Source organism: Streptomyces dysideae, from assembly GCF_001514305.1.
In the GTDB taxonomy this organism is placed as follows: domain Bacteria; phylum Actinomycetota; class Actinomycetes; order Streptomycetales; family Streptomycetaceae; genus Streptomyces; species Streptomyces dysideae.
The window spans coordinates 59,291-70,230 of sequence record NZ_KQ949076.1; the positions used below are offsets into that span (position 1 = coordinate 59,291).

A 10,940-nucleotide genomic window follows, 5' to 3' on the forward strand; every position below is an offset into this window, starting at 1 on the left:
TGACGCCCCGACCGGGAGTGACGCACACCACACCTTTCTGCCCTGTTTGTACCGTTGGGAACCACGGGTATCCGACGGGGATCCCGATTACCCCAGAGTAGAGATGACGTTTGCCTCCCCGAGGTAGACCATGGGGAACGGCGCAGGTACGCCGAAAACCCGCCCTCTGACAGGTAAGGAACAGCGTGGCTTCCGGATCCGATCGCAATCCGATCATCATTGGCGGCCTTCCGAGTCAGGTTCCTGACTTCGATCCCGAAGAGACCCAGGAGTGGCTCGACTCCCTCGACGCCGCGGTCGACGAACGCGGCCGGGAGCGGGCCCGTTATCTGATGCTGCGGCTGATCGAGCGGGCCCGCGAGAAGCGCGTGGCCGTGCCCGAGATGCGCAGCTCGGACTACGTCAACACGATCGCCACCAAGGACGAGCCGTTCTTCCCGGGCAACGAGGAGATCGAGCGCAGGATCCTGAACGCGACCCGGTGGAACGCCGCGGTCATGGTGTCGCGCGCCCAGCGGCCCGGCATCGGCGTGGGCGGCCACATCGCCACCTTCGCCTCCTCCGCCTCGCTCTACGACGTGGGCTTCAACCACTTCTTCCGCGGCAAGGACGAGGGCGACGGCGGCGACCAGGTCTTCTTCCAGGGACACGCCTCGCCGGGCATCTACGCACGCGCGTTCATGCTGGACCGCCTCAGTGAGCAGCACCTGGACGGGTTCCGCCAGGAGAAGTCCAAGGCGCCGTACGGCCTGTCGTCGTACCCGCACCCGCGGCTGATGCCGGACTTCTGGGAGTTCCCGACCGTGTCGATGGGCCTCGGCCCGATCGGCGCGATCTACCAGGCGCGGATGAACCGGTACATGGAGGCGCGCGGTATCGCGGACACCTCCAGGTCACACGTCTGGGCGTTCCTGGGCGACGGCGAGATGGACGAGCCGGAGTCGCTCGGCCAGCTGTCCATCGCCGCGCGGGAAGGCCTCGACAACCTCACCTTCGTCGTCAACTGCAACCTGCAGCGCCTGGACGGCCCGGTGCGCGGCAACGGCAAGGTCATCCAGGAACTGGAGTCGATCTTCCGCGGCGCCGGCTGGAACGTGATCAAGCTGATCTGGGACCGCTCCTGGGACCCGCTGCTGGCGCAGGACCGCGACGGCATCCTCGTCAACAAGATGAACACCACGCCGGACGGACAGTTCCAGACGTACGCCACCGAGACCGGCGCGTACATCCGCGACCACTTCTTCGGCGACGACCAGCGGCTGCGCGCGATGGTCGAGGGCATGTCCGACGACCAGATCCTGCACCTGGGCCGCGGCGGCCACGACCACAAGAAGATCTTCGCGGCGTTCTCGGCGGCCAAGGCGCACAAGGGCCAGCCGACGGTGATCCTCGCCAAGACCATCAAGGGCTGGACGCTGGGCCCGAACTTCGAGGGCCGCAACGCCACGCACCAGATGAAGAAGCTGACGGTCGACGACCTCAAGCGCTTCCGCGACCGGCTGCACCTGCCGATCGCCGACAAGGAGCTGGAGGGCGGGCTCCCGCCGTACTTCCACCCGGGGCGGGACTCCGAGGAGATCCAGTACATGCACGACCGCCGCAAGGGGCTCGGCGGGTACGTCCCGACGCGCGTCATGCGGTCGAAGCCGCTGGCCCTGCCGGACGACAAGACGTACGCGACCGTGAAGAAGGGCTCCGGCCAGCAGTCGATCGCCACGACGATGGCGTTCGTACGGCTGCTCAAGGACCTCATGCGGGACAAGGAACTCGGCAAGCGGTTCGTACTGATCGCGCCGGACGAGTACCGCACGTTCGGCATGGACTCGTTCTTCCCGAGCGCGAAGATCTACAACCCGCTGGGCCAGCAGTACGAGGCGGTCGACCGCGATCTGCTGCTCGCGTACAAGGAGTCGCCGACGGGCCAGATGCTGCACGACGGCATCTCGGAGGCCGGCTGCACGGCGTCGCTGATCGCGGCGGGTTCGGCGTACGCCACGCACGGCGAGCCGCTCATCCCGGTCTACGTCTTCTACTCGATGTTCGGTTTCCAGCGCACCGGCGACCAGTTCTGGCAGATGGCGGACCAGCTGGCGCGCGGATTCGTGCTGGGCGCGACCGCCGGACGGACGACGCTGACCGGCGAGGGGCTCCAGCACGCCGACGGCCACTCGCAGCTGCTCGCCTCGACCAACCCGGGGTGTGTGGCGTACGACCCGGCCTACGGCTTCGAGATCGCGCACATCGTGCAGGACGGCCTGCGCCGGATGTACGGCGGAGACGAGGAGCACCCGCACGGCGAGGACGTCTTCTACTACCTCACCGTCTACAACGAGCCGATCCAGCACCCGGCCGAGCCGGAGAACGTCGACGTCGACGGCATCCTCAAGGGCGTCCACCGCTTCAGCGAGGGCACGGCGGGCTCCGTCCCGGCGCAGATCATCGCGTCCGGTGTGGCCGTGCCGTGGGCGGTCGAGGCGCAGAAGATCCTCGCCGAGGAGTGGAACGTGAAGGCCGACGTCTGGTCGGCGACCTCCTGGAACGAGCTGCGGCGCGAGGCCGTGCGGTGCGAGGAGCACAACCTGCTGCACCCCGAGGAGGAGCAGCGGGTGCCGTATGTGACGCGGAAGCTGAGCGGCGCCGAGGGGCCGTTCGTGGCGGTGTCCGACTGGATGCGCTCGGTGCCGGACCAGATCGCCCGGTGGGTGCCGGGGGCGTACCAGTCCCTGGGCGCGGACGGGTTCGGGTTCGCGGACACACGGGGGGCGGCGCGGCGGTACTTCCACATCGACGCGCAGTCGATCGTGGTGGGCGTGCTGACCGAGCTGGCGAAGGAGGGCAAGGTGGACCGGTCGGCGCTGAAGCAGGCCATCGACCGGTACCAGCTGCTTGACGTGTCGGCGGCGGAGCCGGGCGCGGCGGGGGGCGACGCGTAACGCGTCCCGTCCACTTCGACGAGGGCGGCACCAACGTGCCGCCCTCCCGTGTTTCCTACGATGCTCGCATGTCCGAACCGACCGCCCTTACCCGCTGGGAACGGCGTACCCAAGGCCCTCTGCTCGTGCTCGCCGTCCTCTTCGCGGTCGCCTACGCCTATCCGATCGTGGAACCGGACGCGCCTGAGATCCTGCTGACCTTGTGTTACTTCACGAACTGGAGCGTGTGGGGTGCCTTCGCCCTCGACTACCTCGTCCGGCTCTGGCTGACCGAGGACCGGCTGCGCTTCGTGCGCGGCAATCCGCTGGCCCTGGTCGCCGTCGCGCTGCCGCTCCTGCAGCCGCTGCGGCTGCTGAAGCTGGTGTCGCTGCTGTTGCTCGCGGGGCAGCGGGCGCGGCTGGCTTCGCAGGTCAGGGTCACGACGTATGTCGCGGGCTCCTGTACGGGGCTGCTGATATTCGGTGCGCTGGCCGTGCTGGAGGTGGAGCGGGGTAAGCCAGGGGCGTCCATCCACACCCTGGGGGACGCGATCTGGTGGGCGTTCACCACGATGACCACCGTGGGGTACGGCGACATGGCCCCGACGACCGGGCTGGGACGCGTGCTGGCCGTCGGGCTGATGCTGTCGGGGATCGCGCTGCTCGGTGTGGTGACCGCGAACATCGCCGCGTGGTTCATTGCCCGCTTCGAGAAGGACGATGCGGAGGAGCGGCGGCAGACGGAGGCGATTCACCTGCTGACCGAGGAGGTGCGGGCGTTGCGGGCGGAGGTGGCGATGTTGTCCGGCCGGGCCGAGGAGAAGCACGTGGGTTAGCTGGTTGCCCGGCGTGGGGGTTGGAGCCGGAGGGTGGGTCGCGCGGCCCGGCGCTGTCGGGGTGCCGAGCGAGCTACCCCACCAACCAGATCAATGCCAGCAGGGTGTCCAGTGCGCCCAGGACCACTGCTGTCAGGGCGGGCACCGGGCGGGCCCCCGACCACCTGCGGCCCATCGCCAGCCAGCCGCAGGCGATCGCCACCGGGCCCAGGATGATGCCCAGTACGAAGAAGCCGGCTACCGCGAAGATCGCTCCGGTGATGCCGAGGGTCGCACGATCCGGCCCGGTCCGCGACCACGTCCGGCCGCGTGAGCGGGGGTGCCTGCGCGTTCCGTGTCCGAAGCCCGCCATCGTCAACTCCTTGAGTCGGCGTTCGACTTGGCGAGTACCCACGGTGTGCTGCCCATGCCTGCGAGTTTCGGGCTGCCGGCGCGCTGTCCCCCTCCGGCAGCGCGCCGCGGCAGCGGCCGTCCCCCTCGTCGCACGAACTCGCCCGAGGAACATGCCGTACGGAGGACTTGACCCACTGTGACCTGCGGCGCGTGCCGGGTGGGAGGGGTCTTCAGCGTTGTCACCCTGATAGGGGAACTCGGACCTCCAACCCCTCCCGGTTTGTACGGTTTTGTCAGATATGCGCGGCGCCCGCTCCCGCCTCCGCGTTCTCGCCGCGCTTGGTGAGGAACGCGACCAGGACGGCGCCGGCCGCGACGCCGGCAGCTACCAGGGACGCCAGGCTCATGCCGGAGATGAACGTGTCGTGCGCGACGTCCGTGATCTTCGCGGCGATCGCGTCCGGGGTGCCCGGGGCGACCGGCGGCACGCCGACCTGGACCGCCTCGGAGGCCTGCGCCTCCTGGGCCGGGGTGAGCGGCGGGAGGCCCGCGGCCGTCCAGTTGCCGGCCAGGTCGCTGTCGACCTTGGAGGCCATGACGGCGCCCAGGACGGCGGTACCGAGGCTGCCGCCGATCTGCATCGCGGCCTGCTGGAGACCGCCGGCCACACCGGAGAGCTCCATGGGCGCGTTGCCGACGATGACCTCGGTGGCGCCGACCATGACGGGCGCCAGGCCGAGGCCGAGCAGGGCGAACCAGAGGGACATGAGGCCGCTGCCGGTGCCCGTGTCCAGCGTGGACATGCCGTACATGGCGATCGCGGTGCACGCCATGCCGCCGGCCAGCGGGACGCGCGGGCCGAGCTTGGTGATCATCGCGCCCGCGAGCGGGGAGCCGACGATCATCATGCCGGTGAGCGGGAGCAGGTGGAGGCCGGCGTCGATCGGGCTCATGCCGTGCACGTTCTGCAGGTAGAACGTGACGAAGAACAGGCCGCCCATGAAGGCGATGGCCATCAGGACCATCAGGACGACGCCCGCGGAGAGCGGGACCGAGCGGAAGAGCGCCAGCGGGATCAAGGGTTCCCTGACCTTGGTCTCCCAGAAGGCGAAGAGCCCGAAGCCCAGCACCGACACGGCCATGAACAGCCAGGTCCGGCCGTCGCCCCAGCCCCACTCCGGGGCCTTGATGAGCGCCCAGACCAGGCAGAACATGGCCGCTGACAGCAGGGCGATGCCGAGGATGTCGAAGGAGCGCGGGGCGTTCTCTGCACGGTGGTCGAGGAGGATCCACACGCCGAGGGTGACGGCGAGGACGCCGACCGGCACGTTGATGAAGAACACCGACTGCCAGTTGACATGCTCGACCAGGACGCCGCCCAGGATCGGGCCGCCCGCGGTGGAGGCACCGATGACCATGCCCCAGATGCCGATGGCCATGTTGAGTTTCTCGGCCGGGAAGGTCGCCCGCAGCAGGCCGAGCGCGGCCGGCATCAGCAGCGCGCCGAACAGGCCCTGGAAGACGCGGAAGGTGACGACCAGGCCGATGCTGTCGGACAGCCCGATCGCGCCGGACGCGGCGGCGAAGCCGACCACGCCCATCAGGAAGGTCTGGCGGTGGCCGAAGCGGTCACCGAGCTTGCCGGCGGTGATCAGGGAGACCGCGAGGGCGAGGAAGTAGCCGTTGGTGATCCACTGGACCTGGGCGAAGGTGGCGCCGAGGTCCCTCTGGATGGCCGGGTTGGCGATGGCCACGATGGTGCCGTCCAGGGCCACCATCATCACACCGACGGCGACGGTGAACAGGGTGAACCAGGGGTGGCCGCGCAGGCCCGGGGCCGACGGCCGGTCCGAGGGAGCTGATGGTGCCTCGTCCCCCGGCTCCGTCTTGTCGATGGTGGTCTGACTAGTCATGCGTTCAAAGCTAATGACAGCCACTGACAGTTGACAAACCAATTCACAAGACAGTAACTGACGCGTATGGAAACGCTGCGCGAACGCAAGAAACAGCGCACCCGGGACGCGCTGCTGCGGGTCGCCGTCGAGCTGTTCACCACCCGGGGCTACGAGCAGACCACCGTCGACGACATCGCCGCGGCCGTCGACGTCTCGCAGCGCACCTTCTTCCGCTACTTCGCCGGCAAGGAGGATGCCGCCCTCGCGCTGGACGGCCTGACGGTGGCGCGGTTCATCGAGGCGGTGCGCGAGCGGCCACCGCACGAGGCCCCGATGGAAGCCATGCGCCAGGCCGTGCTGGAGGGCTGGGACTCGATCAACGGCATCGTCGAGTCCGTCGTACCGGTCGAGCAGTTCCTGCGGATGTACCGGGTGATCGAGTCGACGCCGGTACTGCTCGCCGCCCATCTGCGGCGGTCCGCCGAGGTCGAGGAGACGATCGCGCGGGTGCTGGCCGAGCGCGAGGGCCTCGACGTGGACGCCGATCCGCGGCCGCGGGTGGCGGTCGCCGTCTTCGGCGGGGTGATGCGGATGACGGAACGGCGGTGGAGCACGGGCGCCGACTTCAGCCTCGACGCGATGCGCGCGCTGACGGTCTCGCACCTCGATCAGGCGGGATCGGCACTCACCGAGAACTGGCGAACACACTGAGGTCATCACCGTCGTAACCGAAACGTGATCCGTGTCACTCGGTTAACGCGAGACCCTTCCGTTCTCCTAGTGTGTCCTCCCAGTGACTTCCTTCGACACCTCCCCTCAACTCAACGTCTGGCGCGCACTGCTCGCGCTGGCCGTGGTGTTCGTGATGCTGACCACCACCGGCTGGACCGCGCTGCGCAACCACCGGGACGCCACTCCGCTCCAGGTCTCGCTCACCGCGTGGGAGCACGGCCGGATCGCCGGACACGAGCTGCCGGACCCGGACTCCTCCCCCGACCTGCTGGCCCGTTTCTTCACCTCGCTCACCCCGCACCAGCGCTCCACCCTCGCGCGTCGCTATCCGCTCGCGGTCGGCAACATGAACGGCGCCCCCGCCGAGCTGCGCTACCGCGCCAACCGGATCGCCCTCGGGCAGGCGCGCAAGGCCGAGCTGAAACGCATGCACGACAGCAGGCTCACGCCCGCCGGGCAGCGGGAGGCGGGCCGCCGTATGCAGCGCTTCGAGTCGATGATGGGGACGGACCGCCACATCCTCGCCTTCGACCCGGAGGGTTCGGGGCGGGCGGCCGAGGTGTTCGGCGATCTGACCGAGGCCGACCGGGTCTCCGTCGTCGTCCCCGGCGTCGACACCGACCTGCTCACCTTCCAGCGCACCAGCCGCAGATACTCGGCGCCGGTCGGCATGGCCCAGTCCCTGTACGCGGCCGAGCGCGCGGCGAGCCCTTCGACGCGTACGGCCGTGATCGCCTGGGCCGACTACACCGCGCCCGACGGGCTGGGTATCGACTCGGCGACGGCGATGCGGGCGAAGGACGGAGCCGTACGCCTGAACGCGCTAATGCGAGGCCTGCCCGGCAGTTCGCCGGTCTCGCTGTTCTGCCACAGCTACGGCTCGGTGGTGTGCGGGCTCGCCGCGCCCGTACTGCCGGGCCGGGTGGCCGACATAGCGGTGGCCGGCAGTCCCGGGATGCGGGTCGCGACGGCCGCCCAGCTGCGTACGTCCGCCCAGGTGTGGGCGATGCGGGACGCTGACGACTGGATCCAGGACGTGCCGTATCTCGAGGTAGGCGGACTGGGGCACGGCGAGGATCCGGTGGCGACGGTGTTCGGGGCACGGGTGCTGTCGGCGCGCGACGCGAAGGGACACAGCGGTTATTTCGAGCCGGGTACGGAGAGCGTGCTCAACTTCGCCGAAATCGGAGTTGGCGCATACAGCTCGGTCCACTGCGCGGACGATACCGAGGCGTGCCGGGCGGGTTTGTCCGACAGCGTGTCGGCCGGACGCGCGTAGAGGCGCAGAAACCGCGGTCTGCGCGGGGAGGCGACGGAGGAGCGCGTGCCGCATACGATGAGCCGCATGGGTGATGTACTGGCCGGATTTCATGCCGCCTGGGAGTTCGAGTCCGACTCCGTGCTCATCCGCTACGAACGGGGGATTCGAACACCCAAGCTTTTTCAGGTGCTGGGGGAACGGCGGGTGCCGCTGGCGGCGATCGCCGGGGTGACGCTCGCCCCTGGCAAGCGCGGCACGGTGGTGCTGCGCATCGAGCTGCGGCCCGGTGCGGATCCCCTGCTGGACGCGGCGGCCGGGCAGTTGAAGGACGGCTCCGATCCCTACCGGCTGGTGCTGTCCGCCGAGCGGGAGACTCTCGCCGAGTACTACGCGGACGAACTGCGGGCGATCCTCGGTACCGACGCCGGGCCTGCCGAGCGGTATCTCGTGGCAGCGCCCGAAGCGCCGTTGCAGTTCAAGGCGTACGACGGGAAGGCGTCCTTCGACGGGCGGACCGTGCACTTCCGGTGGTTCTGGACGGGGGCGTCATCCGCGAAGTGGAAGGCGGGGGACCAGAGTTTTCCCGTCGCCGGGTTGAGTGGGGTCGAGTGGCGGTCGCCGGAGGTGTTCGAGGGGCATCTGCGGTTGTTGCGGCGGGATGTCGCCGAGCCGCCCGCGCAGGCCGATCAGGATCCGGGGGCGGTGGTGTTCGGGCTGGGGTATGGGCCCGTGCACGAGTCGTTGCCGTTCGCGGCGGCTGTGTTGGCGGCGGTTCGGGAGTACGGGCCGGTGCCGGCGGTGCCGGCCAGTGCGCCGAGGCGCGATCCGGCCGACATCGCCGAGCGCATTCGTCACCTGGGGGAGCTGCATCAGGCGGGGCTGGTGACGGATGAGGAGTTCTCCGTGAAGAAGGCGGAGTTGCTGGCAGAGCTTTAGATCATTCCCGGCCCGCCGACGTGAACGTCATGTCCGCGTACCGGTCGCCTGCCACCTTTGCTGCGATCGGCTCCAGCAAGGACAGCTGATCCTCTGTCAGCTCGATCCTTGTCGCCGCCGCGTTCTCCTGCACCCGGCCCGGCTTGCGGGTGCCCGGGATCGGGATGACCGGGAGGTTGTGCACCGTTGCCTGTTGCTGGACCCAGGCCAGGGCTATCTGGCCCGGCGTGGCTCCATGGGACTCGGCCACGGTGTGCAGCGGCTCCAGCAGGGCCGCGTTGGCCGTCGCGTTCTCGCCCGTGAAACGGGGCTGTTGGCGGCGGAAGTCGTCGGCCGTCAGGTCCTCGGCCTTCGCGAAGGAGCCCGTGAGGAAGCCGCGGCCGAGGGGCGAGTACGGGACGAGGGTGACGCCCAGTTCGCGGGCCGTGGGGACGACGTTCGCCTCGATGTCGCGGCTGAACAGCGACCACTCCGACTGCACGGCCGCGATGGGGTGGACGCCCTGTGCCGCGCGCAGTTCGGCGCCCGTGACCTCGCTCAGGCCCAGCTGCTTGACCTTGCCCTCGCGGACCAGTTCGGCCATGACGCCGACGGTCTCCTCGATCGGGATGTTCACGTCCCGGCGGTGCATGTAGTAGAGGTCGATCGCGTCGACGTCCAGGCGCTGCAGGCTCGCCTCGACGCACTGGCGGAGGTACGGCTCGTCGTTGCGGATGATCCGCTTCGTCGGGTCGTCCGGGTGGATCGCCAGGGCGAACTTCGTGGCGATGACGAGCTCGTCGCGGTGTGCCTTGAAGAACGGGGAGAGGAACTTCTCGTTCTCGCCCGCCCCGTACGCGTCCGCCGTGTCGTACAGCGTGATGCCCAGCTCCAGCGCCCGTTCGAGGGTGGCCCGCGACTCCCCGGCGTCCGAGGGTCCGTAGGCGAAGCTCATGCCCATGCAGCCCAGGCCCTGTACGCCGACCTCGGGGCCGTTCACGCCGAGTCGTGCGGTCGGGATCCTGCTGTCGGTCATCCTGCCTTCTCCACTTCGTAGGCACGACCGGCTTCCGCGTAGTAGCCGATCTTGTGGTCCAGTACGGCGAGCGTGTCCTGCAGTTCGGCGATCCGGGCGAGGACGTCGCGGCGGGTCGCCTCGAGGAGTTCGAAGCGCTCGCCGAACGTGTGGTCGCCCTCGCGCACCAGCTCCGCGTACCGCACCATGTCGGCGACCGGCATGCCGGTGAGCCGGAGCTTGCCGACGAGGTCGAGCCAGTCCAGGTCGCGGTTGCTGTAGCGGCGCTGGCCGGTGTGCGAGCGGTCGATGTGCGGCATCAGGCCGATCCGCTCGTACCAGCGCAGGGTGTGGGCCGTCAGGCCGGTGAAGGCGACGACCTCGCTGATCGTGTAGCTGTCCTGGCCTTCCGGGCGCCGGTGGGGGTGCGGCGGGGCGGCGCAGCTGTCGGTCCTGGTACCCGTGGTCTCCATCACCGTCATGCCCTCAACGCTATGGCCTTGGAGCGCACTCCAGGCAAGCGGAACCGGTAAGAAACAACCGGTAGGAAATCCGCAGGACGCGGCACAGGGGAGCTGACCGGCGTGCGGGACATGAGTCTTGTACGTCGTACTGCGGTGGCGGACGCGGAGGAAGTGCTCCGGCTGCGTCAGGTGATGATCGATTCCGTGTTCGCCGGCCGGGATGCGGCGGCCGCGTCCACGGCGTGGCATGCCGAGTCACTGCCGACGCTGCGGGGCCGCCTCGCCGAGCCCGACGGGGACTTCGTGGCCTTCGTCGTGGAGCACCCCGAGCGGCCGGGTGCCCTGGCGGCGCCGGCCGCAGGCACCGTGGAGTACCGGATCGGGCGGTCCGGGAATCCGCACGGGCGGGTCGGTCATCTGATTCCTCCGTGGATACCCCCGCCTTCAGGCGGGGGAGGAAACGGACTCCTGCGGAGCAGGGCAAGAGGCTGAGATTCGCCGCCAGGGCGGATCGCAGTGCTCTGACCCACAGGTTTGATCTTAAGTCGCAGCCCCGCTAGTTCCCCCCCCCCCCCCC

9 protein-coding genes and 1 pseudogene are annotated in these 10,940 nt (G+C 69.3%); 6 read left to right on the top strand and 4 right to left on the bottom strand.

Annotation, left to right across the window (positions count from 1 at the left end; all coding sequences use genetic code 11):
* The first annotated feature begins 185 nt into the window (after window positions 1–185).
* Both aceE and AQJ91_RS03620 read left to right on the top strand, forming a co-directional pair.
* Entirely contained in the window at window positions 186–2,933 is a 2,748-nt protein-coding gene (gene aceE, locus AQJ91_RS03615) for a pyruvate dehydrogenase (acetyl-transferring), homodimeric type (RefSeq protein WP_067016255.1), read from the top strand.
* 68 nt (window positions 2,934–3,001) lie between these two features.
* On the top strand, window positions 3,002–3,748 hold the full coding sequence (locus AQJ91_RS03620; protein WP_067016257.1) for a potassium channel family protein: 747 nt from the start codon (window positions 3,002–3,004) through the stop codon (window positions 3,746–3,748).
* A 73-nt stretch (window positions 3,749–3,821) separates the two neighbouring features.
* Here AQJ91_RS03620 and AQJ91_RS03625 read toward each other — a convergent pair whose 3' ends face one another.
* A complete protein-coding gene (locus AQJ91_RS03625; RefSeq protein WP_067016260.1) occupies window positions 3,822–4,100 on the bottom strand; it encodes a small hydrophobic protein in 279 nt (92 codons plus the stop codon).
* Window positions 4,101–4,374: 274 nt separating this feature from the next.
* Window positions 4,375–5,994, bottom strand: coding sequence for an MFS transporter (locus AQJ91_RS03630; protein WP_067016262.1), 1,620 nt, complete (start codon window positions 5,992–5,994; stop codon window positions 4,375–4,377).
* Window positions 5,995–6,060: 66 nt separating this feature from the next.
* Between AQJ91_RS03630 and AQJ91_RS03635 the strand changes: the two genes are divergently transcribed.
* The 3 genes from AQJ91_RS03635 (at window position 6,061) to AQJ91_RS03645 (ending at window position 8,905) form a co-directional block, all read left to right on the top strand.
* On the top strand, window positions 6,061–6,687 hold the full coding sequence (locus tag AQJ91_RS03635; protein WP_067016264.1) for a TetR family transcriptional regulator: 627 nt from the start codon (window positions 6,061–6,063) through the stop codon (window positions 6,685–6,687).
* An 82-nt stretch (window positions 6,688–6,769) separates the two neighbouring features.
* Window positions 6,770–7,987 (top strand): alpha/beta hydrolase, encoded by a 1,218-nt coding sequence (locus AQJ91_RS03640; protein ID WP_067016266.1) that lies wholly within the window; start codon window positions 6,770–6,772, stop codon window positions 7,985–7,987.
* A gap of 57 nt (window positions 7,988–8,044) precedes the next feature.
* The gene (locus tag AQJ91_RS03645; RefSeq protein WP_067017186.1) at window positions 8,045–8,905 is read left to right on the top strand and encodes a DUF4429 domain-containing protein; all 861 of its coding nucleotides are present in this window, start codon (window positions 8,045–8,047) and stop codon (window positions 8,903–8,905) included.
* A 1-nt stretch (window position 8,906) separates the two neighbouring features.
* On the opposite strand, the gene AQJ91_RS03650 is transcribed toward AQJ91_RS03645, so the two are convergent.
* Both AQJ91_RS03650 and AQJ91_RS03655 read right to left on the bottom strand, forming a co-directional pair.
* Entirely contained in the window at window positions 8,907–9,920 is a 1,014-nt protein-coding gene (locus AQJ91_RS03650; RefSeq protein ID WP_067016268.1) for an aldo/keto reductase, read from the bottom strand.
* Entirely contained in the window at window positions 9,917–10,381 is a 465-nt protein-coding gene (locus tag AQJ91_RS03655) for a MerR family transcriptional regulator (protein WP_067016270.1), read from the bottom strand. Before AQJ91_RS03655 ends, AQJ91_RS03650 begins: the two co-directional genes overlap by 4 nt.
* Window positions 10,382–10,492: 111 nt before the next feature.
* On the opposite strand from AQJ91_RS03655, the pseudogene AQJ91_RS03660 reads away from it, so the two are divergent.
* Window positions 10,493–10,783, top strand: a pseudogene (locus AQJ91_RS03660) (GNAT family N-acetyltransferase); the annotation flags it as partial.
* Between the last annotated feature and the right edge of the window lie 157 nt (window positions 10,784–10,940).